25 protein-coding genes are annotated in these 25,836 nt (G+C 48.3%); 13 read left to right on the top strand and 12 right to left on the bottom strand.

The genetic code is table 11. The features are described from left to right. Nucleotides 1-77: 77 nt before the first annotated feature. The 3 genes from JNUCC31_RS13360 (at nucleotide 78) to JNUCC31_RS13350 (ending at nucleotide 1,700) form a co-directional block, all read left to right on the top strand. Nucleotides 78-473, top strand: coding sequence for a winged helix-turn-helix transcriptional regulator (locus JNUCC31_RS13360; RefSeq protein ID WP_053782581.1), 396 nt, complete (start codon nucleotides 78-80; stop codon nucleotides 471-473). Beyond that, nucleotides 470-1,147 carry a TIGR00266 family protein gene (locus JNUCC31_RS13355; RefSeq protein WP_192271807.1) on the top strand — a complete coding sequence of 226 codons (678 nt, stop codon included), beginning with the start codon at nucleotides 470-472 and terminating at the stop codon, nucleotides 1,145-1,147. Before JNUCC31_RS13360 ends, JNUCC31_RS13355 begins: the two co-directional genes overlap by 4 nt. A gap of 91 nt (nucleotides 1,148-1,238) precedes the next feature. Continuing rightward, nucleotides 1,239-1,700, top strand: a complete 462-nt coding sequence (locus tag JNUCC31_RS13350) for a MarR family winged helix-turn-helix transcriptional regulator (RefSeq protein WP_192271805.1) — start codon at nucleotides 1,239-1,241, stop codon at nucleotides 1,698-1,700. Nucleotides 1,701-1,849: 149 nt separating this feature from the next. Here the strand turns inward: JNUCC31_RS13350 and JNUCC31_RS13345 are convergent, their stop codons facing one another. After that, nucleotides 1,850-2,824, bottom strand: a complete 975-nt coding sequence (locus JNUCC31_RS13345) for an aldo/keto reductase (RefSeq protein WP_192271803.1) — start codon at nucleotides 2,822-2,824, stop codon at nucleotides 1,850-1,852. Between the two features lie 110 nt (nucleotides 2,825-2,934). Between JNUCC31_RS13345 and JNUCC31_RS13340 the strand changes: the two genes are divergently transcribed. Together JNUCC31_RS13340 and JNUCC31_RS13335 are read left to right on the top strand one after the other, a co-directional pair. Then, entirely contained in the window at nucleotides 2,935-3,969 is a 1,035-nt protein-coding gene (locus JNUCC31_RS13340) for an LCP family protein (RefSeq protein ID WP_323374377.1), read from the top strand. Between the two features lie 252 nt (nucleotides 3,970-4,221). Further along, nucleotides 4,222-6,804, top strand: coding sequence for a DUF2339 domain-containing protein (locus tag JNUCC31_RS13335; RefSeq protein ID WP_192271801.1), 2,583 nt, complete (start codon nucleotides 4,222-4,224; stop codon nucleotides 6,802-6,804). A 400-nt stretch (nucleotides 6,805-7,204) separates the two neighbouring features. On the opposite strand, the gene JNUCC31_RS13330 is transcribed toward JNUCC31_RS13335, so the two are convergent. After that, on the bottom strand, nucleotides 7,205-7,360 hold the full coding sequence (locus JNUCC31_RS13330; RefSeq protein WP_192271799.1) for a hypothetical protein: 156 nt from the start codon (nucleotides 7,358-7,360) through the stop codon (nucleotides 7,205-7,207). A 223-nt stretch (nucleotides 7,361-7,583) separates the two neighbouring features. Between JNUCC31_RS13330 and JNUCC31_RS13325 the strand changes: the two genes are divergently transcribed. Both JNUCC31_RS13325 and JNUCC31_RS13320 read left to right on the top strand, forming a co-directional pair. After that, nucleotides 7,584-8,255, top strand: a complete 672-nt coding sequence (locus JNUCC31_RS13325; RefSeq protein WP_024629750.1) for an FHA domain-containing protein — start codon at nucleotides 7,584-7,586, stop codon at nucleotides 8,253-8,255. Nucleotides 8,256-8,411: 156 nt separating this feature from the next. Further along, complete coding sequence (locus JNUCC31_RS13320) at nucleotides 8,412-8,990, top strand: class I SAM-dependent methyltransferase (RefSeq protein WP_192271797.1); 579 nt, start codon at nucleotides 8,412-8,414, stop codon at nucleotides 8,988-8,990. A gap of 382 nt (nucleotides 8,991-9,372) precedes the next feature. Here JNUCC31_RS13320 and JNUCC31_RS13315 read toward each other — a convergent pair whose 3' ends face one another. From JNUCC31_RS13315 to JNUCC31_RS13305, 3 genes are read right to left on the bottom strand one after another with little or no spacing between them, the layout of a single operon-like run. Then, a complete protein-coding gene (locus JNUCC31_RS13315) occupies nucleotides 9,373-11,694 on the bottom strand; it encodes a carbohydrate-binding domain-containing protein (RefSeq protein ID WP_192271795.1) in 2,322 nt (773 codons plus the stop codon). A gap of 26 nt (nucleotides 11,695-11,720) precedes the next feature. After that, the gene (locus JNUCC31_RS13310; protein ID WP_192271793.1) at nucleotides 11,721-12,401 is read right to left on the bottom strand and encodes a DUF4956 domain-containing protein; all 681 of its coding nucleotides are present in this window, start codon (nucleotides 12,399-12,401) and stop codon (nucleotides 11,721-11,723) included. Continuing rightward, nucleotides 12,394-13,212 carry a polyphosphate polymerase domain-containing protein gene (locus JNUCC31_RS13305; protein ID WP_192271791.1) on the bottom strand — a complete coding sequence of 273 codons (819 nt, stop codon included), beginning with the start codon at nucleotides 13,210-13,212 and terminating at the stop codon, nucleotides 12,394-12,396. Before JNUCC31_RS13305 ends, JNUCC31_RS13310 begins: the two co-directional genes overlap by 8 nt. A gap of 250 nt (nucleotides 13,213-13,462) precedes the next feature. Between JNUCC31_RS13305 and JNUCC31_RS13300 the strand changes: the two genes are divergently transcribed. The 3 genes from JNUCC31_RS13300 (at nucleotide 13,463) to JNUCC31_RS13290 (ending at nucleotide 15,872) form a co-directional block, all read left to right on the top strand. Further along, the gene (locus tag JNUCC31_RS13300; RefSeq protein ID WP_192271789.1) at nucleotides 13,463-14,140 is read left to right on the top strand and encodes a response regulator transcription factor; all 678 of its coding nucleotides are present in this window, start codon (nucleotides 13,463-13,465) and stop codon (nucleotides 14,138-14,140) included. Continuing rightward, the gene (locus tag JNUCC31_RS13295; RefSeq protein ID WP_192271787.1) at nucleotides 14,140-15,441 is read left to right on the top strand and encodes a sensor histidine kinase; all 1,302 of its coding nucleotides are present in this window, start codon (nucleotides 14,140-14,142) and stop codon (nucleotides 15,439-15,441) included. The genes JNUCC31_RS13300 and JNUCC31_RS13295 overlap by 1 nt, the downstream gene beginning before the upstream one ends. A gap of 179 nt (nucleotides 15,442-15,620) precedes the next feature. Continuing rightward, on the top strand, nucleotides 15,621-15,872 hold the full coding sequence (locus JNUCC31_RS13290) for a hypothetical protein (RefSeq protein ID WP_192272987.1): 252 nt from the start codon (nucleotides 15,621-15,623) through the stop codon (nucleotides 15,870-15,872). A gap of 322 nt (nucleotides 15,873-16,194) precedes the next feature. On the opposite strand, the gene JNUCC31_RS13285 is transcribed toward JNUCC31_RS13290, so the two are convergent. Next, nucleotides 16,195-16,962, bottom strand: coding sequence for an SDR family NAD(P)-dependent oxidoreductase (locus JNUCC31_RS13285; RefSeq protein ID WP_192271785.1), 768 nt, complete (start codon nucleotides 16,960-16,962; stop codon nucleotides 16,195-16,197). A gap of 196 nt (nucleotides 16,963-17,158) precedes the next feature. Here JNUCC31_RS13285 and JNUCC31_RS13280 point away from each other — a divergent pair, with 196 nt between their 5' ends. Then, nucleotides 17,159-17,797, top strand: coding sequence for a TetR/AcrR family transcriptional regulator (locus JNUCC31_RS13280; protein ID WP_192271783.1), 639 nt, complete (start codon nucleotides 17,159-17,161; stop codon nucleotides 17,795-17,797). Between the two features lie 19 nt (nucleotides 17,798-17,816). Here the strand turns inward: JNUCC31_RS13280 and cobA are convergent, their stop codons facing one another. From cobA to nirB, 4 genes are read right to left on the bottom strand one after another with little or no spacing between them, the layout of a single operon-like run. Further along, nucleotides 17,817-18,587 (bottom strand): uroporphyrinogen-III C-methyltransferase, encoded by a 771-nt coding sequence (cobA, locus tag JNUCC31_RS13275; RefSeq protein ID WP_192271781.1) that lies wholly within the window; start codon nucleotides 18,585-18,587, stop codon nucleotides 17,817-17,819. After that, nucleotides 18,584-19,465: a formate/nitrite transporter family protein gene (locus JNUCC31_RS13270; protein WP_192271779.1), complete on the bottom strand. Its 882-nt coding sequence runs from the start codon at nucleotides 19,463-19,465 to the stop codon at nucleotides 18,584-18,586. Before JNUCC31_RS13270 ends, cobA begins: the two co-directional genes overlap by 4 nt. Before the next feature lie 36 nt (nucleotides 19,466-19,501). Continuing rightward, nucleotides 19,502-19,819 carry a nitrite reductase small subunit NirD gene (nirD, locus tag JNUCC31_RS13265; protein ID WP_192271777.1) on the bottom strand — a complete coding sequence of 106 codons (318 nt, stop codon included), beginning with the start codon at nucleotides 19,817-19,819 and terminating at the stop codon, nucleotides 19,502-19,504. Between the two features lie 16 nt (nucleotides 19,820-19,835). Beyond that, nucleotides 19,836-22,280, bottom strand: coding sequence for a nitrite reductase large subunit NirB (gene nirB, locus JNUCC31_RS13260; RefSeq protein ID WP_192271775.1), 2,445 nt, complete (start codon nucleotides 22,278-22,280; stop codon nucleotides 19,836-19,838). A 452-nt stretch (nucleotides 22,281-22,732) separates the two neighbouring features. Between nirB and JNUCC31_RS13255 the strand changes: the two genes are divergently transcribed. Both JNUCC31_RS13255 and JNUCC31_RS13250 read left to right on the top strand, forming a co-directional pair. Continuing rightward, nucleotides 22,733-23,326, top strand: coding sequence for an ANTAR domain-containing response regulator (locus JNUCC31_RS13255; protein ID WP_192271773.1), 594 nt, complete (start codon nucleotides 22,733-22,735; stop codon nucleotides 23,324-23,326). 18 nt (nucleotides 23,327-23,344) lie between these two features. After that, nucleotides 23,345-24,421, top strand: coding sequence for an anthranilate phosphoribosyltransferase (locus tag JNUCC31_RS13250; RefSeq protein ID WP_192271771.1), 1,077 nt, complete (start codon nucleotides 23,345-23,347; stop codon nucleotides 24,419-24,421). A gap of 45 nt (nucleotides 24,422-24,466) precedes the next feature. Here JNUCC31_RS13250 and JNUCC31_RS13245 read toward each other — a convergent pair whose 3' ends face one another. Together JNUCC31_RS13245 and JNUCC31_RS13240 are read right to left on the bottom strand one after the other, a co-directional pair. Continuing rightward, nucleotides 24,467-25,015 (bottom strand): acyl-CoA thioesterase, encoded by a 549-nt coding sequence (locus tag JNUCC31_RS13245; protein WP_379383682.1) that lies wholly within the window; start codon nucleotides 25,013-25,015, stop codon nucleotides 24,467-24,469. 172 nt (nucleotides 25,016-25,187) lie between these two features. Continuing rightward, the gene (locus tag JNUCC31_RS13240) at nucleotides 25,188-25,811 is read right to left on the bottom strand and encodes an acetate uptake transporter (RefSeq protein WP_192271769.1); all 624 of its coding nucleotides are present in this window, start codon (nucleotides 25,809-25,811) and stop codon (nucleotides 25,188-25,190) included. Nucleotides 25,812-25,836: the final 25 nt, after the last annotated feature.

Below are 25,836 nucleotides of genomic sequence, written 5' to 3'. Positions count from 1 at the left end.
TTTAGTACCCTACGTACTTTTTAGTGCCTATATAGCCATTGCTTTTATGAATAACAATCCCAGGGAGGACATGCAGCATGATCAGAAAGAAATATAATATTTCAGTTGAAGCAACGCTTGAAGTCATCGGTGGCAAGTGGAAATGCGTCATCCTCTGCCATCTGACACACGGGAAGAAACGGACGAGTGATCTCAAGCGTATTATGCCCGCAATTACGCAGAAAATGTTGACTCAACAGCTTAGAGAGCTTGAAGATGACGGGATTGTGAACCGAATCGTATATAATCAGGTTCCTCCCAAAGTAGAGTATGAGCTGAGCGACTATGGCCGAAGTTTGGAACCGATTCTAAATGCACTATGTAATTGGGGAGATCAGCATATTATTAAGGAATACGGAGACAAATCCTCCGTGTTGGAGGATAATGGGCTAAATGATTTTAACACGGACAACAAGGAGCTGATGAAGCCATGAACTATGAAATTTTATACGATGGTGCATTTGCGATGCTCAAGATTCACTTGCAGCGGGGAGAACGGTTCAAGGCAGAGAGCGGGGCAATGGTATCCATGACGCCAACCGTTGATTTGAAGGGATCTGCTGAGGGCGGCATGTTCGGCGGAATCGGACGAATGCTCAGTGGCGAGAAATTTTTCTTTCAGGAATTGACGGCTGCAGGGGGATCTGCGGAAATTCTGCTCTCACCATCAAGCATGGGGGATGTGGAGGCGATTGAACTGGATGGCTCTTATTCGCTCTATGTACAGAAAGATGGATTTCTGGCCGGAACCGAAGGTATTCAGGTGAATACCAAAATGCAAAACTTGAAGAAAGGCCTCTTCTCGGGAGAGGGTTTCTTTATTATAGAGATCAGCGGACGAGGAACCGTGTTCTTGTCGTCATACGGTGCAATCCATGCTATCCATCTGACTGCGGGTGAAGAAGTGATCGTGGATAATGCTCACTTGGTGGCATGGCCCAATTATATGGATTATCGCATTGAGAAGGCTTCACAAGGGTGGTTATCCAGCGTGACCAGCGGTGAAGGACTGGTATGCCGATTCCGGGGTGAGGGGATTGTCCTGATCCAGAGTCGTAATCCGCAGGGATTTGGACAATGGGTGAAACAATTTATTCCTTCGCGCTAATTATTCCCTATAGAATGTACAACGTTGAAACGGATTCGCTTCAACAAACGTTATAAGGTTAAGCTCAAGGTATCAACGATGGAGGTATAAAATGAAAATTTCACGATATAAAAACGCACAAGAAAGTCCGGGGTACCTGTTATGGCAGGTCACCACGATGTGGCAAAAGGAAATGCGTAGGGTTCTGGAGCCTCTTGGACTGACACAACCCCAGTTTGTGTTATTACATGCCTGTGTATGGCTGAATGAACACGATCAAGAGGGGAAAGGCGTAACCCAAGTCCAACTTGCCCAATTTGCCAACGTTGATGTTAACGTGACTTCCCAGGTGCTTCGAACTCTTGAAAAAAGAGGACTGATTGTCCGTAATCGTCATCTGACCGATACTCGTGCCAACATTATTACAACCACGCCGGAAGGAACGCGATTGGCAATTGAGGGGATCGAATTGGCTGAGGCAGCAGACAATGCATTTTTCGACCTTATCAGTGATCGGAAAGAAGAGTACATGGAGATCATGCAGACATTTATCAAACATAAATCAGATCGTTAGTTCATAGCGATTTTTTTTCTATATCCGATTAAACTACAGATTGTAGTGGAATTGGGATTAATTATAATATACGAATACAAATACGACATTCAGAATGTCCAACATAAACCAACCAACCTCCCTCGAACTTATTCGCAGGGAGGTTGGTTTTAATCTAAGCGGTACGTGGCAAAAGGCTCACCATGGCGGAATGAATCGCTAAGCTGATCCAGCTCGGCGATCATATCCTTGGTCAGCTTCATGTCCAGGCTGGCGAGATTATGCTCCAGCTGTTCGGGACGGGTAGCGCCCACAATTACGGTTGAAACGGCAGGTCTTGCCAGCAGCCAGGCGAGTGAAAGTACACTCGGGGAGCATCCGAATTCGGCTGCTTTTTGGCTCACTTGTTCACCTAAATTAATGTTACGCTCAAGCAGGAAACGATTGAAGGCCGGATCGGTATCCGCTCTGGAACCGGAAGGTACGCCAGCTTCGCCATTGTATTTGCCTGTCAGAATGCCACCAGCCAGCGGGAAATACGGTATGATGCCGACACCTTGATCAAGGCACATCGGCACGAGTTCAAGTTCAGGTGTGCGATCAGCCAGAGAGTAGCTGGTTTGGGTCGAGATATAACGTACATATCCTTTCAGCTCGCTGGTACCAAGAGCTTTCATCAGCTCCCAGGCTGCATAGTTGGAAGCTCCGATATAGCGGACTTTGCCAGAAGTGACCATATCGTCTAATGTGCGCAGCGTCTCATCCAGCGGTGTGTGCGGATCAAAGGTATGGATCTGATACAGATCCACATAGTCCGTTTGCAGGCGCCGCAGGCTATGTTCAAGCTCTTGCTGCAAATGGTAGCGGGAGGAACCGCGCCCATGGGGACCGTCATGCCGGGGGAGTCCGGCTTTGGTAGCAAGCACAGCGTTTTCCCGTCGACCTGTAAGGGCCTGTCCGATAATCCGCTCTGATTCCGTTCCGGCGTAGATGTTGGCGGTATCGATAAAATTAATTCCCTGATCCAGTGCCGCATGAATAATGCGGATCGAAGTCGGGTCGTCCGCCCGTTTACCAAAGGCATTGGTGCCGAGTCCAAGTGCGGAAACACGTAGACCGCTATTCCCCAAACGTCGATATTCCATCGTTCATCGCTCCTTCTCTGTCATTTCTTGTATAGGAGATTATAACGTAATCTATTGAAAACGTGTTATTAATATAGTTAAATGATTCTAAGACCGTTATTAAAGGAGATATGATGGAGAACAATGCTGCACATTTAACCCGACGGAAGCCGAAGAAGCCGAAGAAGAGATGGAAGAAGCCTCTAATTATCATCCTTAGCACACTCATTGTGCTGGGAGGAGTCGGATTTATCTATCAAAAACAACTCGTCCTGCTGGCATTTAACCTGTTTGCCTCGGGTACTGTAAAGGAAGCCCTTGATGAATCCTTCAAGCCGGTTGGCGATAAGGATGCACCCGTTGTAGAACATACCGATCCATTCTCGCTGTTGCTGCTAGGGATTGACCAACGGGATAACGAACCTAGTCGTTCGGATACGATCATCTATTCTGTCGTTCGTCCGGAGGAAAATAAAGTGTTGCTGCTGTCGATTCCGCGTGACTCCTATACCGATATTATCGGCCGGGATGTGAAATCGAAGATTAATTCTGCGTATGCTCATGGTGAAGCCAAGATGGCGATGGATACCGTAGAACATCTGTTGGAAAACAAAGTCGATTTCTATGCCGCAATTAATTTTAACGGACTCAAGGATATTGTTGATGCGGTTGGCGGTGTTGAATTGCCAATTAAGAAAAATATTGAGAACAAATTGAAAACGCATGAGAAGCTGTTTGTTGAAGCCAACAAACCGATCTACAGCGGAGAGGAAGCGCTGGGCTATGTACGTTACCGGGAAGATTCCGATTTCAATCGGACGATGCGGCACCGTCTTTTTCTAAGTGCCTTCATGAATCGTGCGCTTGAGGTCAAAAATCTCACCAAGATCCCGGACGTTATCCAGATCGCTGGATCGAATTTTACAACCAACATGAACTCGGATTTCATTATGAAATTTGCCGAGTCTCTATATATGAAAGACAACGCACCAACAATCAGCAATTACATGCTGAAGGGTGAGGGAGCAACGCGTAGCGGCACATGGTACTATGATTTGTCAGAGAGTGATCTGCAATATGTGCGAGGGATGATCGCGAACTGGCTAGACCCGGATACCACCGAAATTATGGAGCCGGAGACGGCGGATACGAAAGATCCGGCGTAAGCAAGTATCCGAGGCTCAGTAAGATGACCGGAAGTTGTATACGTGTGCAGAATGACTATATCAATGAATGAGAGTCCTGGGAGCTGATGCTTCCCGGGCTTTTTGTTATGTAAGCATTTTTTTGTATAAATCCCATAACGACTTCCAATCCACAGAGAACGGTAAATGATTCTATTCCTTAAACCCCACTTTATGGCATACATATAGTAAAATATAGGAAACAAAATCAACATCAACCAACGGAGGAAGCTCATGAAAGAGTTCAAGGATCGGCTTCACCAGGTTCAGGAGCAGCAGAAACAGCTGTTGAAGGAATATAATGCGCTGCTCCAGGAGTATCAATCCGATGATCTGATCGTGCAGAATGAACATCTGCGAGCACAATATGAGGCGCATCAACTCAAGCTGCAACAGCTTGAAGTACGCACTCGCAAGATGGAGGAAGAGAATGCCCGTCTTCGGATGGCTCTGTCCGAACAGATGCTGGATGAGAAATTAAATCTCATTCGTGTATCCCAGGAGAAGATGGAGACGTATTTTCGGGGAAAGACGAGTGTACATAATGATCGGCTCGCGGCGCATGAACATCGTGCCAAAGTGAATTTGAATGCCATATTCAACAGGGCTTCAGAGGAGCTTCAGAGCGAAGCCACCGAGATGAAGGAGAGAATTGATTATCTGGCTGCTGAGGTGCAGGAACGTATTGAGGCGCACAGACAGACCCTGTGGGAGAGAGAAGAGGCGCTGCGTGGGCAGATGCAGCAGGGATACGAGCATATGGCGGAAGAGGGATTAAGCGAAGAGATCATCCAGCGGCGCATTCGCCAGAACCGGATGGAGATGAAGATTGGCCTAAGCTGGATCAACAAGGTCGCCATCCTGCTCATTATTCTCGGGGTTGGAGCGGCGTTTCGCTACTCATACGCTACCTGGTTCAACGATGAGATGAAAGGCGGCGCTTTTTTCCTCCTTGGCGTGCTCATGCTTGCCGGAGGTGAGTGGCTGTTCCGGCGCAGACGGCAGACGTTCGCGATGGGGCTGCTGGGCGGCGGCATTTCCGTTCTGTTTGGCTCCATCTTCTACAGTTACTTTCTGCTGCATATGATCGGGTTATATACAGGCCTTGCCTTGTCGGTCCTGGTTTCGGCGGTATCCGTGCTGCTATCGTTGAGGTATCAGTCCAGGACAATCTGCTCCCTTGGTTTGGTTGGAGGGTATCTACCGTTAATCTCCTACATGGCCTATTTTGGCCTTCAAGGTTCGGCTGTGTATGTTGCCATGATCTATCTGTTGCTCTTAAACGGAATTATTGTATGGATTTCATTTGGCAAACGGTGGCCGATTGTGCACTATATCAGTTTTCTGTTCAACACACCGTCCATGCTCATCCTGTTATGGCTCTCGCCAAGTGAGCAGATCGGCATGGTGTATTCCATTGTGACGTTTGCATTATATCTCGGCATAACACTGGCTTATCCATTCAAACATCGGGTGAAGTTAACCTGGTGGGACTTTGCACTGCTGGCGATGAATACGAGCATCAGCTGTCTGATGTTGTATGTATTGTTCGATGCCGCGGGTTGGAATGACGCACAGGGCTTGCTTGCTCTGATTTTCGCTATGGTCTATTTCGGGCTTGCCCGGTTTGTCCAACAGAGGATGCCTCAGGAAAAGCAGACCCTTCTATTGTTCTACGTGACTTCTCTGACCTTTGCCATTCTGATTATACCGTTCCAATTTGGTGCAAAGTGGCTGTCCATGGGCTGGCTGATCGAAGGGGTTCTACTGGTTACGCTCGGACATCTGAAGCGATTCAAGCTGGTGGAGCGTGCCGGATGGGGCATCGTGCTGCTGTGCATGTTCACCTTTGTGTACTATGATGTGCTGGTGCTGTTCATTATGGGGGAGCAATCTTATTTCATGCTAAAATACTCCTGCATCACGCTTGGTGCGCTGCTTATTACGCTCTATTACGCCATGGATCGCAACGGCTCTCTGTCCGCAGAGAAATACCACTATAGCTTGACAGAGATCGGTTTCCTGAATGCATTCAAGTACGCGACACTCGCCAATCTGTGGATATATGTACTGTATGAGTCGAATGAATTGTATATGAAAGTCGTCGATGACTCATTCCTGTTATACCTGTTCTACAAGTGGCTGATGTTCGCTGCGCTGACCCTTGCCTTGGCTTATGGATTGGGCAAAGTGAAGCTTTTGCGTGATCGAATCGTGCAGGGTTATATCGTCTTCCTGCATGCGGTGGGTTGTTGTATTGCACTGGCAGTAACGTTAACCATGCCGGCACTTCAGCCGGGTGTTCAGCAGCATACGGCGGCGGAGGTTGTAGGCTTGCTTGTATTGATTATCTTTAACGTGGGCGTGTTCTTTGCAGGAAGGGATCTGCTGATCGCGGCAATCCGCAGGCAGTTCAAGAGCATTGAGTGGTACCCGGTTATCGCCGGGGTCTATCTGCTGGGTGTGATCACTGTATTCCTGACGATTCAGTTCCAATGGGGAGATATTGGGCTGATTTTCAGCCTGATCTATCTGCTTCTTGCCATCTTGTACATTGCCTATGGGTTCCGTAGGAAATATGTGATGATTCGGCGACTCGGTCTGGGCCTGACGTTGTTTTCCACCGGGAAAATGGTGCTCTATGATGCAGGATTGCTCACATCCGGCAGCAAAATCATTGCATATTTCAGCTTTGGCATACTGCTGCTCGGGATTTCCTATCTGTATCAGAAGGTGTCGAGCAGGATGGAGGAAATACAGGCCAAGGAGACCGAACGGCTGAATGAATCGGATCTGCTGGAGGATGAAAAGAAATAATCTTGGGATAGTTGACGCAGCATTCACACTCATGTGAGGAGGGATAGAACATGGGATTTGACCTGAGTATCATGTTATGGCAGTTGTTATGGATTGCTGGTCCTGTAGCTCTCATTGTGTATGGGTGGAGGAAGTTACGCATGAGAAACAAGCGGCGTTGATGGCATGTAATTCCGCAGTAGCATCACTTTTAAAAGAAGTCATGATCAGGTGAGCTTAATCGGTATCCATATCATAAAACTGCACTACAATGAGGCTCTTGAGCGCTGGTTATTAGCGTCCAGGGGCCTTATTCTGATGAACGGATTAGAATCTAATACTCACCTAGCACGGCATGACCCAGCATAAGATGACATTCATGAAACGTTTTTCGCGGTGATCGCGTTATAATAGAGTAGAATTAAGGGTGGGTGTTTAGTTGCAACCACGACGTTTCGGTTGTAGTTGTGCCTTTCAGTGATTCTCCGCCATCATCGTTCATACGAGATAACACGGTTAATGTTATGGACAGGGTGAAGGCGAGCAGCACATATATGAAAATGTTTTTTTTGTTCATAGTGAGGTACCTCTCTTGTTGATTGGGCTAAGGCATGTATACGACCGTTATGAGAAAAAGGGCACAACGTCTGGTATAGTAGAGAAAAGCATATAACGATGCCTGTATACACTATATAAATTATTATGAATGCAAACAATGGAACAAATCTGATGAATTTATCATTATTTATGAAACGGAACGCTCATAGAGATAGAGTGATATTTGAAGGTGGGAGAATAACATGCGGGAGACGGCAAAAATCGTCATTCGTACGCCAGGGCAGGAAAGTGACGGTTCGTTCGCTTATGTCAGCCAGGGGCGCTCCATTACAGTGGGGCGTTATACGGGTGGAGATGAATTGGACTTGTCTGTCTACAATCAGTTGATATCGAAGCGGCATTGCCGCATCCATTATGATGAGCAGCATCAGCTGTGGATTGAGGATCTGGATAGCAAAAATGGAACCGAATTGAACGGGCAGCGCCTTGTTCCTTATGAGAAATACCCCTTCGCCGAGGGAGATAGCCTGACGCTGGTCAACGGCTTGATCCAGCTTCGCACAGAGGGAGATCTTGAAGAAACGAGGGAGTATCGGATATCCGATCTGCTGGGTGAGGGTGTGCGTTTGCAGGATCACCTGCAAACCGTGCAGATTGGCGAAGTGGAAATTCCGCTGTCCAAGAAGGAGTACCAGCTGTTCAAACTGCTGTACAGCCAGTTGGATCACTTCGTGACTCGGGAGCAGATTGTCGGCCAAGTGTGGCCGGAGCGAAGCATGCTGGAGAGTGAGTCTGTAGGCATTGACGAGATTAATTCGCTGATTTACCGGACGAATCGCAAGCTGGGGGTTCATTTTACAATCAAGTCCGTGTACAAAAAAGGGGTATACATGAAGTCCCATGTGCCGGATTGAATGCGTGGAATGAGCAGAAGGATGGAATGAGATAAAAGCCAAATTAGAATAAGAAAAAGGGAGCTTCTGCCAGGTTTTTTTGGACCTGGGGAAGCTCCTTTTGTTATGATGAAGGTACAAATGCTGCCTCTTAATTAAATCCAAAGGGTTGAGGTTATGTTGATAATTCAATTTATACCATGGCTGATTGCTGTGGTGTCACTTATATCCGTGGTATCTATCGTGCTGGTCAGTTGGAGAAATGGAATCTCACCGATGCCCACATCCAGCATCGTCAGGCAGACAGTCATTCAGGAGGTCAATCGCATTCCCGGTTACGGTGACGTCATTGAAGCGGGCTCCGGGTGGGGAACGCTGGCACTGGACGTGGTCAGGCATTGCCCTGGCAAACGGCTTACGGGGATTGAAAATTCAATCGTTCCCTTGTGGGCCTCCCAACTGACAGCTTTTCTAAGTGTCCACTTCCGGCGGGCGAAGGGAAAACGCCATTCTCTGGAGGGGCGGCTGAGGTTCATCCGTGGCAACATCTATACCAGTTCATATGAACACGCAGATTGCGTCATCTGTTATTTGTTCCCCGGCGCAATGAATCGGCTCATGGACAAATTCAGCCGGGAACTGCCTCCAGGAGCAAAGGTTATTAGCGTCTGTTTTGCATTGCCAGACAAGATACCGCTACGGACCATCACGTGCCGGGATACGTTGCGTACGAAGGTGTATGTATATACGTTTTGATTAGTGGAAAATCATGTAATAAGCGCTAATGAACCTTGGAGATCTTAAAAGGTCGATAATCAAGGATTGCAACGTTTAACGAACCTCCGTAACGTTATTCCGTCAGAATACAGCGTCATAACCTAAAAAAACGACTGATCGCCGAAATAACGTCACTGTGATTCGTTAGATCTCAGACCTGGGTAAATGGGAGCGAATAGCGTGTACCGGGTTCATAAGAACAAAAAAACGTTGCTTGCTCGGCCGTTTGCCGGGATCGTCATATGCCAACCTTTATTAAACCGCGCGATATAAGGGATGTCCCCCGTCATATTCATGACGTATGGGACATCCCCTTTTTTAATCCCCTATTTATATTAGCTTTAATGGCCAGAATCTTAACCTATTTCGTGGAATCGGTTGTGCCTGTAGTGTCGGTTGTTGTACCCGTTGTACTGTACTCTGTTCTGTTTCTTCCGCCTCCGAATCCGCCTTGGCCACGGCCTCCGCCTGGACCACCCATACCTGAATTCGCAGTTGTTACACCGGATTCATTCACCCAAGTTACATTGCTTGTGGATTGGAAGGCAACCATTTTGGTTCCGCCACTATACGTTCCGTCGGTATAAAGTCCATCCACTGCTGTGCCAGTCGAAGTCCCGCCGGAGTAGATCACGTATGAACCGTCTTTTTTCAGATCCGTGGAGCTAACAACCAATGTTTGATAATCTTTCGCTGGGGCAAAGGTCAGAATGTTGTTTCCTTCGCTGTCTTCCACATGTACCAGTGTTCCTGCTTTTTGCGTTTCAGGGAACGTCATGGCAATGGTATTTTGAGTCGATGCCTCAGATGTTGCCTGAGCCATGCCGGAACTGCCGGCTGAGACCAGATATCCGCCGCTCAACTCAAAGTTGCCGTCATAGTCCAGTGCTCCGTTGCCATTGTCTGTTGGACCGTTCACAATAACGGTTCCGCCTGTCATATAGATGGAGCCATTAGAATCCAGTCCGTCGCCGCCTGCATTGACGGTGAGAGAGCCGCCGTTGATATGAAGCTCACTGCTGCTGGCGGATTCACCCGGCATACCACCTGGAGCGCCGCCTTGTGGGCGAGTATTGCTATTCGCGTCTGTACTTTGATTGGATTGCTCCGTAGTTGATGTTGTGGATGTAGTGCCTGTTGTCTCTGTAACAGAGATGTTGGAAGCTGCAGTTGTATCGGCTTTCTCCGTACTGTCATCTGTAGTGGTTGCAGTATCCGCATCCGTTGCATTGATTTCGCCAGATGCATTCACGCCATCATCCGATGCAGTCACATCCACATCCCCATCGTTCAGGGTGATGCTTGCACCTTCAAGACCTTCGTAGCTCTTGGCAATGGTAATGGTTCCGCCGTTAATCGTAAGCGCCTGATCTGCATGAATGCCGTCATCGCCGGATTCAATGCTGAACTTGCCGTCATTGACGGTCACATTGTTGTTGCTGTGCAGGGAATCATCCATGGAATCGATCGTATACGTACCGCCATTGACGGTAAGATCTGCTCCTGCTTTAAGTGCTTTGGCACTCGTTGTTTCTTCTTCTGCAGCCGTTGTGCTTGTGTCTGCATCTGCATTGGAATCAGCAGTCGCTGTTGCATTCGCGGAGCCGGATGGTGCTGCGCCTGTTGCGTTCGTTCCATCATTGCTAGGCATATCGGCAGGTGGTTCCCCATCCGGTGGTGTGCCCATATCGGTTGGAGGTGTACCGCCACCCCATCCGCCGCCACCGCCGCCAAATGGTCCTTCTTCTACTTTTTCTGGTGCATTGGCACTGCCTCCCCCGGTTACGATGTCAAATGTGCCGCCATTCGTAACCAATGCGGTTTCCGCTTGAATGCCGTCGCTGCCGCTCTGGATGTTGAATGTACCTCCAGCAATGGCAACAAAGCCTTTGGTCGTATCCGTATCGTTTGTGGATTTAATGCCGTCACCTTCTGAATCAATGGTAATGGTACCGGCTTGAATCGCCACCATATCTTTACCTTTGATGCCGTCATCGGCGGATTTGACGTTAATTGTGCCACTAACGATTTTCAGATCATCCTTGCTCGTAATGCCTTCATTGTAGTTACCTGTAACCGTCAGCTTGCCTGTACCATTAAACGTCAGGTCTGCCTTGCTGAAGATGGCTGCATCCGGCTCATCCGTTGTTGCGTCGGCGTATACGTAAGTTTTGCCATCCGAGACAGCATTCTCGGTACCTTCCTCCAGCGTGATGATGGCTTTACCCGCTTTCTGGATATAGATAGCTGCACTGTCGTTGTCATTGATTGTCGCCCCGTTTAATACGAGATGTACGGTGCCCTTATCTGCAACATTGACCACAATTTGCCCATCGGTTAGTTTGCCGCTAAGAACATAGGTACCCGCTGCAGAGATGGTTACCGATCCGTTGGCTGCTTTTGCACCTGATCCTGTGATGGAGGCGGTCGTTCCATTCAGCTTAATTGTTGTGGAATCCGTTGCACTCCAGCTTACATTGGTATCATCAGCATCCATAGACACCAGATCAGTGTATTTCACAGATGTTTGCTCACTGACGGATACCGTTTTGGTTGTTCCTGTTGTTGACGTTGCGGCATTTGCGGTGCTGCTGGTCGCAGCCGGAGCGCTGCAAGCCGTGACCATTGCCGTAATCATGGCGATGGACCACAATTTGCTGCCCGTTATAATTTTCTTTTTCATCTTATATCGTTCCCTTCGAATTCAAATTAGTATTCTGGTGTTGGACTCATCGTTAACGAGATATCCAGATTGCCGTTTCGTGTACGAATCGCATCCAAAAATTCTTTTTGGCTTACACTCTCGTGAATGGTAACACTGTACACAAGCTCGTACAGACTGCCGAGTTCGGTCGTTCTGATCTTTTTGAGATCAAAAGGTACGTTGAATGTATGGAACACTTCGTTCAGTGCTTCTTCATAGCTCAAGTTTTCCGGAATGGTGACTTTCAGCGTTTTTTGCTGGGTTTTCTTCCCGCCGAAGTTGAAGCGGCTCAGAACAAACATCAATACACACAGGATGATGGTGAACATTACAGCATAACCGAATGCGCCTACACCGCAGGCAAGACCGGAAGCCATGGTGAACAGAACATAAGCGATGTCTTTCGGGTCACCAGGTGCGCTTCGGAATCGGATGATGGAGAAGGCACCCGCCAGGCTGAATGCCCGGGCAATGTTGCTGCCGATCAGAAGAATGATAATGGCGACAATGACTGGAAGTACGACCATGGTTAGTGTGAAGCTTTGTGAATAGGTGCTCTGATTGGTCTTCATGTACGTCAGGCTGATGATGACCCCCATGATGATGGCAAGACCGATCGTTAGAATCGCATTACTAAAAGTCAGGGTGGTGTCGGTTAGTGCTGAGCTAAAAATGGAATCAAGCATATACTACACGCTCTCTTTCTGTGATTGTTTTTTCGTATTCTATGGATGGGTTGAAGTCTGTACCCGGCACGAGTATACGTTCTGTCTGGTAATTCAGGTTCGTTGTTCTTGCCAGATGTCTGTACTCATTGCCGTATTTCGAGAACCCGGTGCGATATAAGCCATGTTCGGACAAGAGTTGGGAGAGCCACATGGGGACGGTTTTCTCGGCTTTGACTTCCATCAGCCAGCGTCCGTCTTTCACCAGCGGTTCACCGTAATCTCCCTGCTCCAGTTTCAGATCATATCTGCGACTGCGGATGTTGGTGTCAAAGGTAATGCGGAGATCGCGGCTGTTCTTGTCGAACAAGGCTTTGCGTTCATAGGCCAGATACACTTTAGGTTCCAAGTCGTACAGTCGGAGGAAGTACTTGATCTCTTCAACGACCTGTTTATTCATATAATCAGCCAGTTCCGGCGCCTGTCCGGTATGAACGAAATCGTAGGCTTCATCCAGCTTCAGGGCAGTTCTGCGTTTGTTCACCAGGCCGAACACTTTCTTTTTGATCTCCAGATACACCTTGGCATTCTCTTCAGGAACTCCGTAAGCACGCAATCTCAGTTTCTCCTTATATTTGGGCTTGGAGAGACTGGCGCGGATCAGGGAGTCATGCGGAGTGTCGAAGTACAGGTTGCTGATGGAGTAAAACTCATGTTTCTTGTTATAAGCATCCAGCTCCATATACTTCAACAAGTCAGCATAAAAGTTCTCGTACTGCTCATCGGTCAGGAGATACTTGCTTTCATATCGGTTGAATACTTCAATGGCCATTCGGGTTCAGTCCTTTCGTCCATGTTTTGTATGTTTTGTCTCATCGTGTATTGCTTCCATGTCTGTATCTTAGAGGGCCAACCTTGAATGAATCTTAAATGATTTTACATTCCGTTGATCTTTTTTTACCTTCCTTTAATAGTTCTCGGAAAAAATGAATTAAGATTGATTCAAGGTTCCGTTGATATAATCGTTGGTATAATAGATTGAAATATTTCGAAACCAATTCATGCAGAGGAATGAAGAACCGATGAGAATACTTATTGCGGAAGATGAGGTTCATTTGGCGGAAGCCGTGTCACAAATATTGAAGAAAAACAATTACTCCGTGGACCTGGTCCATGACGGGAGAACGGGACTCGACTATGCACTAAGCGGCATCTATGATCTGCTGCTGCTTGATATCATGATGCCGGAAATGGACGGAATCACCGTATTGAGGAAACTGCGCAGCGAAGGAAATCATACCCCGGTTATTCTCCTGACGGCCAAAGGAGAGCTGTCGGACAAGGTTACCGGATTGGATTATGGCGCTGATGACTATATCGCAAAACCGTTCGCAACAGAGGAACTGCTTGCCCGGATTCGTGCTGCCCTGAGAAGAAAGGGAGAGGTTGTGCCGGAGGATGCGCTGAAGTTTGGTGATATTGAACTGAATACGACGCAATTGAAACTGACTGTTCAGGGGAAAGAAATCAAACTTAATCTGAAGGAAAATGAATTGCTGGAGCTTTTGGTCACGCGTAAACAGGCTATAACTTCCAAAGAGCAGATCATTGAGAAGTTGTGGGGATTCGATTCGGAAGTTGAATATAACAACGTAGAGGTGTACATCTCATTTTTACGTAAAAAGTTAACTTTCTTGAACTCCACAGTTCGCATTAATACGATTCGTGGGGTGGGGTATGTACTTGAGGTGACGTCCTGATGTTCAAGAAACTCAGAAATCGATTTCTGATTGTGAATCTGGTATCTATTTCGATTATGATGCTGGTTGCTTTTGCAACGATCTATATCATTACATACCAGAATGTACAGCGTGAAACCAACATGGAGCTATTCAAAGTGTCCGATTTCTATCATGGGCCGTACAACACCAGCAAGATGCCGCGCGGCGATGACAGGGATTCAGGGACGGGGTCACTACCGTCTGATTCCATTGGTAATGGAGCGCCGGGAGGAGATCCGAACTCACCGCCGGGGCGTTCCGTATCGTTTATGATCAAGACGGACAGTGCATGGAAGATCACGGATACGAACTCCAGGTTTGATATGGAAGAGACGTTCTATGCCGAAGCACTGCAAAAGGTCGATAAAGTGGATGACAGGGACCGAAAGACTGGCCAATTCTCACTGGATGGAACAGACTGGGCTTATGTGATCGATCCGAGCAGCGAGGGGCACATGATTGTTTTCATCGATGTGACGGCCCAACAGGGTATTCTCACGAACCTGATCTATACGTTTGCCGTTGTCGGATTGTTCATGGTCATCGTCATCTACTTCCTAAGCCGTTATTTCGCCAATCGTTCCATTGCTCCGGTGAAGGAAGCATTTGAGAAGCAGAAGCAGTTTATTGCCGACGCCTCGCATGAGCTGAAAACGCCGCTTGCGATTATTAACACCAATACAGACGTACTTCTCGCGAACCGGGAGGATACGATTGAAAATCAGGCCAAATGGCTGAATTACATCAAGTCAGAGACAGAGCGGATGTCGGGACTGACAAATGATCTGTTATATCTGACTCAGATTGACGATTCGCGTGCCTCGATGATTCACTCCAAATTTAATATGAGTGATGCGGTCGAAACGATTATTTTGACGATGGAAGCTGTCATTTTCGAGAAAAATATATCACTGGATTACAGCATTGAACCACAGCTCACGGTACATGGGAACAGCGAACAGATTAAACAGGTCGTTCTGATCCTGCTGGATAATGCCGTGAAATATTCCAGAGCCAAAGGTTCGGTCAATGTATCACTGAAGAAACAGAATCATGAGGTTGTGCTGGCGGTTTCCAATACAGGGGACGGCATCGCGCCGGAACATCTGGACCGGATTTTTGATCGATTTTATCGTACGGATGCTTCCAGAGCGCGGAAACATGGTGGACACGGACTGGGTCTTGCGATTGCCCGTTCGATTGTGGAACAGCACAAGGGCGAGATCTACGCTCGAAGTGTTGTAGGTGAAAGTGCGACATTCTACGTCCGTTTGTCCTAAAGCTGGAGATGAAGTGATTATTTCAATTACGGGAATAGGGGACTGGAAAAAGAGTTAACGATCGTCAAGCATAAGTTCTGCATGTAATGGGTTAACCTATGCTACAATGGCAACAGAATGTATGAATCAAGGAGCTGACAGAGAACGTGACTGAAACGAATGCGATTAATGAACAGGAAATGATGGAGTATATTGCAGAGAAGACCAAGGCGAGCCAAGCAAATATCGCCCTTGTTCTGAAGCATGAGCAAGCTTACATTAACAAGGCGCATGAAAATGCCAAAGGTGACGTGGATATCGACGGTGATGATCTGGCCGACTATATTCTAAGCCGCAAAGATGTGAAGCTGGATGAACTGACCGTTGAAGGCATTCTGGATGCCGAGATGGACTACTTAATGGAAAAAGGCCATGCAGGCTACGTGGATTAAGAAGGCAAACATCTAACGAACCTGATTGAAGCTATTCAGGCATTTATCACTTGTCTGATCATTTAAGGAATCCGAGTGACGTTATTCTCTCGCTTTCTGTGGTTTTTCGGTGCAATTGCAGCTTATCTGCGGCTTTAGCGTGTCTGAGGTTCGATAGTTCGGGAACTAAGCTCTATCGACCGTTATAAGGTTTCCTGGATTCTTTAGGACTAGTTAGAAAAGAGACCTCAACCTCCACGTTATTGTGGTGTTGAGGTCTTTTTTAGTTTGTACCGTCTGGGCTTCGCACACGTCCTTTCGGATCGCCCATCGGTACAGCTTTTTATTGACCCATCATACCGCCATCTACAGTGTAGAGTGAAGCAGTCACATAGGAAGCTTCTTCAGACAGCAGGAAGTTCATGATCGCTGCGACTTCTTCCGGCTCACCGTAGCGGCCCATCGGAATGCTGGCTACGGTAGCGGATTGATAATCTTCCACATTACCGGAGTTTGCTTCAATTTGACGCATCATGCGTGTGTTAATGGTTCCTGGCAATACGGCGTTAACCCGGATACCGTAAGGCGCAAGTTCATTTGCTGCTGTACGGGTAAGACCAACAACGGCATGTTTGGACATGATATATGGAGATACAGCAGGAGCGCCCATTAGACCTGCAAGGGAAGATGTATTCAGAATTGCACCGGATTTTTGTTTTTTCATGACTGGAATCACATTCTGCAAGCCAAGGAATACACCCCGCACATTGACGTTATATACAAGGTCGAGTGCTTCAACGCTCAGGTCTTCGATTAATCCAGTTGGACCTTCAATCCCGGCATTGTTGGCAAAATAATCGATTCGGCCAAACGTATCAAGTGCTTGCTGCACATAGTTTTTTACGTCTGCTTCCTGAGATACGTTCGCTTTTACCGCAATAACGTGCTCTTTGTCGAGACCCAGATCTGTGATGGTTTGCTGAATGGCGTCTTCGTTCAGATCGACCAGTACCAGATTAATTTTGCGTTCAGCGAGACGGCGTGCCAATTCTTTACCAATGCCTCCGGCTGCTCCAGTAATGACGGCTGTTTGGGTATATGTTGTACTCATGATTTGTTCGCTCCTTATGAATTAAGATCAGGTGTAATGAAAAGAAAACATTCAACCTGTGGTCTATCGTTCCTGTCTTAATGTTAAGATATACATAGGAATGTGACAATCATCATTGACAGCGCATATGTCTGCTATCGGACAGAGATGTAAGCGGTGTTCATTTAGGTTACAATAATGGACAAAGGAGGTGGAAATGTTGATTATCGAACAGCCTCAGGACCGGAGAGCACGAAGAACGCAGGATGCCATCATTGCGGCGGCGGTTTCTTTGATATTGGAAAAGGGAGCTGACGCCGTTACGATCCGTGATATTACGGAGCGGGCGGATTATAATCGGGGAACCTTTTATTTGCATTTCCCTGGCAAACCGGAGCTGCTGCAATTCATTTTGGATGATTTCATGCAGGGCGTGGGACAAGCCTATGCGGAGCCTTACGCGAAGTTGAAGGAGGTGGACATGACGACATTGCTGCCATCCACGATGCCGGTGTTTGAATATATCGAAGCTCATCAGGATATTTTTCGGGCCTTAATGACGATGCACAGTGATATGGCTTCCCGGTTAAGCAATATGTTCCGCACCTATTTAACGGAAGACTTCGTTCTCGTAACTGAAGACAGTGAATACACGATTAATTACGATATTATGCTGAGTTATCTTGTTTCAGCAACGGTCGGCGTCATTATGCATTGGGCCGAGATCGGGTTTAAATATTCGGCGCATTACATGGGGGAGCAGCTGACAGCGCTAATTAACATCAAACCGACCCGTCTGCTGATTGAACCAGGGCAGAAGGGTCGGACGATTCATGAACGTATGATGTTGGATTAGATAGGAAGGGTAGGGGAGGTTACCCTGTCATCGAGGTATTAGCCGCCTGCTGCAGTTGAAGCACCTGTTCGCGTACACGGACGGCCTCTCCAATCATAATTAGCGCCGGATTACTTACGTTTTGCGACAGGGCGAGTGAATGAAGTTCGGCAAGTGTACCTGTAATAATTCGCTCCTGCGAGGTGGTACCTCGTTCTATCAGCGCCGCTGGTGTGCAGCCGCTTTTGCCATGGTGAAGCAATTCGTGCTGAATCTGGGGCAATTGACTGATGCCCATGTAGATCACCAGGGTGTCTACACTATGGGCGAGCAGGTCCCAGCGGACAGAGGATACGTTTCCGTCACTCCCGGTTCCGGTTACACATGCGAAGGATGAAGCCACTCCGCGATGTGTTAACGGTATAAGAGATGAAGCGGATGTCCCCACAGCTGAAGTGATACCCGGAATAACTTCGAATTGAATTCCGGCTTGTGCAAGTACAATGGCTTCCTCACCTCCGCGCCCAAAGATGAATGGATCGCCGCCCTTGAGTCGAACCACCTGTTTGCCTTCTGCAGCATGCGCGGCCAATATACGTCCGATCATTTCCTGAGTCATTGAATGCAGGCCTGGGGCTTTGCCGCAGTAAATTCGGAGCGCGCCTTCACGGGCTTCGGCAAGCAACTGCTCATTAACAAGTCGATCATACAGGATGACATCTGCGGACTGGATGCGTTTCAGGGCTTTTACCGTAATCAGCTCAGGATCTCCAGGACCTGCACCAACGATACTTACCAGGCCCCGGCTCATGATGGTGTCCCCAGCTTGGATGCAGTATCAGGACTGGCTAGTCCTGAACGGCCACCCGGAATGGTTGCCAGCGTGGATGAAAGCTTGACAGGACTTCCCCATCTATGAGCTGCATAAAGGCCAAATCCTGTGAATATGGCACCGCCAATGAAGTTGCCCACCAGCACGGGAATCTGATTCCACAGCCACCAGTCTGCGATACTGACATCGGCGCCCAGCATCATGCCTGCCGGAATGACAAACATATTCACTACAGCGTGTTCGAAACCTTGTGCGAAAAAGATAGTAATGGGCAACCACATCGCTGCAATTTTACCGAGCGTGGAAGTGGAGGTCATCGCCATGACCACTCCGAGAGTGACCATCCAGTTACATAGAATCGCTTTGATGACCACAAGAACGATACCTGCTCCGCCCAGGTGTTGATACCCCAATGTTTTGGCTTCACTGGTCTGGACTAGCGTTTGGATGAGCGGGTTGCTCATGTCCGTCCCCATTTTGGTAAGAGTCAGCCCATATAATAGAGCATAGAATAAACATCCGATCACATGGCCTGCAATGACCCAGAAGTAATTGCTCAGCATATCCATCACACTGACTTTGCGCTTCATCACCGCGAGCGGGATCAGGGCAAAGCTCCCGGTTACGAGTTCAAGCCCCAGCAGAATGATAATGACGAACCCCGCTGGGAAAATCAATGCACCTGCCAAACCAATGGAAGTTTGAGATACAGCGGTATACGCCAGGGTTGTTGCAAAAGCAAGGATAGCTCCCGCCAAAAAACCTCGGATCAGCAGCTGTACCCGGTTCATTCTGGCTTTGCTTTCTCCTGCCTCGACCATTGATTGCAATACTTCTGCCGGTTTAACAAAATCCATAGCGTATTCCTCCTTGATGTCAGGGTAACTTAACCTTTAACCTGCAATGGTGATGTAGATTTCCCCGCTGTTTCCATCCACTTCTGTCGGGTATGTGTTCAGACAACCTTCATCCGGTTCGTGTACCTTGCCACTGCGAAGATCAATCTTCCAATCATGCAGAGGGCAATGGACTGCCGTCCCGCATACCATGCCTTCTGACAGTCTGCCGCCCTTGTGAGGGCAGCGATTCTCTACAGCGTGCAGACTTCCGTCACTTAATTTGAAGACAGCTATTTCAGTATCCAGTACCTTAAATGTTCGTGATCCTTTCTCATCAATATCCGTAAGGTGTCCAATTCGTAATTTATTCATGGCTGATCCTCCTCTTCTAGTGGGCTGTGGGCTGTGCATCAGCCAAGGGGGTGAAGTTTTTACGCAATTTTTCGTTATCAATGATTTCTTTCCATGGATCGACGGTACGCCCCAGGGTTAATTCAAGTCTTTCTACCAGTGCGAGACGTACGTCGCGGTCTTCCAGTGCTTTTTTTACATGATCCAGACCGACCCGTTCAATCCAAGCCGCTGTTCTCTCATTCCATCGTGCATTCTCTCTATAGTATTGAAGGTAGGCGTAAGTCCACTCTTCCACTTCAGCGTCAGTCTTCACCGTACATAACAGCTCGGCTGCACGGACCTTAACTCCACCGTTGCCACCGACATGCAGTTCCCATGCTCCGTCAATTGCAACAACACCCAGATCCTTAATTGTGGCCTCTGCACAGTTCCGTGGACAACCTGAGACAGCGAGTTTCACTTTGGCAGGAGCGACCATCTTGTCGAGTTTTTTCTCCAGACGAATGCCCATCTCAATGGAGTCCTGTGTTCCGAATCGGCAGAACGTGTTGCCCACACATGTCTTGACGGTTCGCAATGCCTTGCCATAACCGAAGCCGGAAGGCATATCAAGCTCTTCCCAAATCTTCGGCAGATTTTCCTTCTGTACACCGAGCAGATCGAGCCGTTGCCCACCCGTGAACTTCACCATGGGTACGTCGTATTTCTCCGCAACTGCGGCAATCTTCATCAACTCTGCCGGGGAAGTGACACCGCCATAAATCCGTGGAATAACGGAATACGTGCCGTCTTTCTGGATGTTGGCGTGATACCTCTCATTTGTGAATTTGGATACCCGCTCATCCTCATATTCGGTCGGCCAGATCATGCCGAGATAATAGTTGAGGGATGGACGGCATTTGGAGCAGCCTTCAGGCTCATTCCAACCGAGTACATTCATAACTTCCTTCACGGTTTTCAGTCCCATCTCCTTGATCTGGGAAACAATCTCATCACGGTCATAGGAAGTACAGCCACAGATGCCTTCTTTCACCTGTTCACCCACAGCATCGCCTGCATAATGGACAAGCAATGATTCCACAATCGGTTTGCATCCACCGCAGGAAGCTGAGGCTTTGGTACAGGACTTAATGGCACCCAGTGTGTTGCATCCTTTGTTCAGCACAGCATCACCGATGGCAGCTTTGGTAACACCATTACATCCACAGACGATCTCGTCAACTGGCATACTTGCCATGCGTTCAGCAATGGATGGACCAGAGCCTGAACCGGAACCTGAGGGTACGCCGAGCAATATTTCTTTTTCGCGTCCACTAATGTTCTCCCCACTTTTAATGAGGGAGAAAAGGGATGCACCATCTGTTGTATCACCAAACAATACAGCTCCAATCAGCTCTCCGTCTTTCAGGACCATCTTTTTGTAGACACCATCCACGTCGTCCTGTATGCGAATGCTGCGGGTGCCCGCTGAATCCTTGAACTGCCCTGCGGAGAAGACGTCTACACCGGATACTTTGAGCTTCGTCGAAGTCACAGATCCTTCATAACCTTCCGTTGCCGCACCCGCAAGACGCTTCGCCAGTACCATGCCTTGCTCATATAATGGAGCCACCAGTCCATATGCAATCCCGCGGTGCTCTGCGCATTCGCCCACAGCCGAGATGCCAGGTATGCTGGTGTTCATATAATCATCCACGATGACACCTCGGCTCACGTCCAAGCCCGCCTGACGGGCCAGTTCAACCTGGGGCCTTATTCCGACGGCCATGACGACCAGATCGGCTTCAAGCACCGTTTGGTCTGTGAACCGAATGGCTTTGACCCGATGTTTGCCTGTGATTTCTTCGGTATGTTTGTTCAAAAGGAACTTCATACCCTGCTCCTCAAGCTCCCGCTGGAGCATTAGACCTGCTGGCAAATCCAGATTCCGGTCCATCAGATGCCCGTTAATGTGGATGACCGTCACGTCCATGCCCAGATTGAGCAGGCCCCGCGCAGCTTCCAGTCCAAGCAGGCCACCTCCAATGACGGCGGCTTTGCGATACGTTTGCGATGCGGCCATCATCGTCTCGCAGTCCTTGATGTCCCGGAAACCGATCACGCCTTCTTTGTCCGCTCCCGGGAGTGGCAGCATGAAGGCTTGAGAGCCTGTCGCCATAATCAGCTCATCGTAGGTTGCGCGTACACCATTCCGGGATACAACCTCCTTGCGATTGGCATCAATCTGGATGACAGGGTCACCCGGGTATACCTGAATGCCATTGTCTTCGTACCAGCTCCAATCATTGATCACAATATCTTCAATGCTCGTGCCACCTGCGAGGACAGAGGAGAGCATAATGCGATTGTAGTTGGGATGCGGCTCAGCGCCGAAGACGGTGATTTCATAAGCGTGTGGTGCGAGCTTGAGAATATGTTCAATGGTTCGGATTCCTGCCATGCCATTGCCGACCAGTACCAATTTTTTCGTTGTACTCATTGTAGTTAGCCCCCTTGGTTCCATTCTGCTAAATGCCCAAAACATTGCTCTAAAATAGAAAAAGCCTGTTATGCCTCGGAGGATTGCGCATACACATACGCATCCCTTGCTCCGAGATTGCAAAACAGGCTTCATTGCCGTTTCAACCAGCTACGCCGTTGTAGCTGTGATCGATTCAAATATGGAGTTGTTATGGCCTAACTATAAAAGATCCATCTCTTCATGTCAATATAGTTAACATAAAAAAGTATTTGAAATTTAAAGTTAATTATGTTTACATGGGTTTATCGGCATTAGGAGCGAACGACATAGATTCACTTCAACAATGAATGTCATCAAATAAAGATTTGTTCAATTTGTAAGGTAATATGACATAAGTGTGGGGCAGAGAACAGACGAGGCTCCCCTTTTATCTGAGTATGCCAAATGTAATAGGGAGGGATTGATCCATCATGCGATCTTTATTGGTCATCCGTGTTCAGCCAACACTATCTGCCTCGATTGATGCAATCCCTCTGACACCGGAGAAACTACTGGGAGCGAATGGGTATCATGTGCAGGTGACAGACAGTGAGACGGAGGCGCTGAAGTTGGCTGGCGGAGCTGACGCATCCATCCTTCATTTGTCTCTGGCAGACATGGAGTATTGGGTGCAATCTCTGGGAAAGGGGAAGTCGGACACACCACTGCTCTGGTGGTGTGCCCCGGATACGGCCTCTTCTTCGGCAGAATCTTGCGAGGTGGAGACGTCCTTTGACGGAATACTCACCCCCTCCATGAGCGGGCCGGAGATTCACTGGACCCTTCATTTTGCAGCCAAGCGTTATATGGAACGCAAGCAGTGGGAGCAGGAGCGCAAGCAGCTGCAATCCAGGCTGGAGGACCGGAAATGGATTGACATGGCCAAAGCAATCCTGTGTGATCTGAAGCAGATTTCCGAATCGGAGGCCTATGACTTGCTGCGCAAGAAAGCGATGGATGAACGTAAACGGATGGTGGATGTGGCAACAGCCATTGTAAAGGCGCATCAACTGCTCCAGTCTTAATGGGAAGGAGGTTTTTTTGTGGATATGTCCGAAATACTCAGGGAAGTCGGGCGAGGGAAACGAGGCTCGCGTGATCTGCATTATGCGGAGGCACTGGCTGTAGCAGAAAAAATCCTCAGACAGGAGGTATCGCCTGCCCAGACGGCTGCCTTTCTTATGGCTGAGCGAATGAAGATGGAAAATGTCGAAGAGCTTGAAGCGTTTGTTCATGCTTGTCAGAACCATGCGGAGCGTCTATCCATATTTCGGGAAGGACTGGATTGTGCTGGACCGTATGATGGACGCACCAAGTCCTTTATGGCCACATTTCCGACTGCGTTTGTGCTCGCTGCTGCAGGCCTTCCGGTGACATTGCATGGAAGTGAACCTCTGCCACCGAAGTGGGGAGTTACGTTATCGGTTTTGTTAAGAAAAGCGGGGATTAATACATGGGAGATGGATCGTGAAGATGCCAGAAGTGCTGCCCTGCGTACAGGAGTGATGTATGTTTCATCCGAGGAGTGGTGCGCCCCTCTCCGGCAACTTCGTCCTTTGCGGGAAGAGCTTGGATTTCGTACAGTTCTGAACACGGCGGAGAAACTGATTAATTTTAACCAATCGCCATATTTGGTTTTTGGTGTATTTCATAATACGTTTCTGGATCGGATTGCCAAGCTGCTCACCCGTTTCCAGTATCGTCGTGCTTATGTTGTACAGGGGATGGAGGGTTCGGAAGACCTGTATATCGATCGGCCGACTCGGGTCTATGCCGTGGAACAGGGCGAAATGAGGCTTGAATTGGTAGACCCGGCTGCCTATGACCTGGATATTCCTGCACCGGAGCTGGTGTGGACGGCAGCCAAACAGCTTGAAGTAGGTGAAGCCGTGTTAAGAGGGAATGGGCATATCGCCTTTGTGAACCAGGTTCTGTTGAATGGCGGGTTCCGTCTATATGCGACGGGGCGTGTCAATTCAATAGAAGAAGGTATCTATACATGCCAGGGTTTGCTGGAGAGTGGCGCTGCCTATCGCATCTATCAACAGTGGTGTGTCGCCATGGGTGGCGAACTGCCGGATAGCAGAGCAATATCCACATTTCCGGCATCGTCCAGATAAGCATGTTGGATGACCCTTGGATTTGTGAAGCTGGAGTGATTTTTCTTATTCCCAAGGGTATGTAACGGTAAGGAAGTCGGCAAATTTTTTGCTTTCTTCCCGCCGTTGTTTCCGCATGGCTGCCCGGGCTGGAGCGGTCTCGTATAATTTCTTCTCTTCTTCCGTCTCCGGAATGATGCGGGGGACGATGAGTTTACGGTTATTTTCGTCCAAAGCGACAAAGGTGAGGAATGCGGTCGCCGCAATCTTCTTTTCCCCGGTCTTGAGATCTTCACGGATCACCTTCACAAAAATCTCCATTGAACTTCGTCCCGTCCAGGAAGCAAAGGATTCCAACGTCACCGAATCTGTCGGGTTAATCGGATACAGGAAATCGACTGAATCGGTTGAAGCTGTGACGGTATTGACCCTGCACAACTTGGATGCTGTAATGGACGCGATGTCATCGATGTAGGACATGAGTTTTCCGCCAAACAACGTGTTATGATTGTTGACATCAGTAGGGAACACTCTTGCCGTCTTGAAACAACGTGTCTCCCGCATGTATTTTTTCTCTATTTGGTCAAACTCTGTAGGTTTAGGTATCTCTCTCATCCACTTTTTCCTCCTGACAGTATGGCTAATGCACTCTGGAAGATTGCCGAGTCCATCGTCTCTATATGTTAGTTCTAGTATAGGTGTCCGTCAAATGGATATTCAATTGAATGCATAATTCAAAAAAAACCGCCTGGCGCGGACCGGCGCGCGGGCGGTTGGATGCTGTATATTAAGCCTTGGGTCTGAAAATGCCGGACGGTTTGCCGATCGGCAAGAACGTGTAGCCAAAATGAGCATTCAGTACAGAAGCGCCTGTGCCGTACAAGGATACGATTCCAATTCCCATTTCAGCATACGCTGCGATGGTATGGAAGATATGAGGAGCTACGCCGAAAGCGTCAAAGGTCAGACCAAGGAACAGGAAGTCGATGAGAATGAATATGATGAGCAATACTTTGTTGGCTTCAATGGCACCCAGCGTCATGAACAGGGTGAACACAAGGTATCCGGCAAAAGCAAATCCGAGCTGCTTGCCATCTGCTTGTTCTGCCAGAGTGGAGCCGAACACGCCCATTTTGATCAGCCAGTTGGCGCCCATGGCGAACCAGAAGAATGCGTATGCGCCGAAGGCAGTTGTGCCGAACGTATTGTTGCGTTTGGAATCCTGAATGCATGCGAACAACTGGGCAAAGGCGCCCAGGAAAATGGCCCAAGGAATGGCATAGCTAAGGCCGTCTGTAATGCCAAGCTTCTGGGAGGAAGCGACCAGAGTGACGATGGCCAACCCAAATAATCCCATCGCGCTGGGATCGGCGTTTATGATTTTGACTTTAGTCTGTGAATCAGTTTGCATGGTGTTGATGAGCCTCCAAATAATC

This window comes from Paenibacillus sp. JNUCC-31, from assembly GCF_014844075.1.
Taxonomy (GTDB): domain Bacteria; phylum Bacillota; class Bacilli; order Paenibacillales; family Paenibacillaceae; genus Paenibacillus.
The sequence above is the reverse complement of the archived record's forward strand: the minus strand, read 5'-3'. Positions and strand labels throughout refer to the sequence as shown.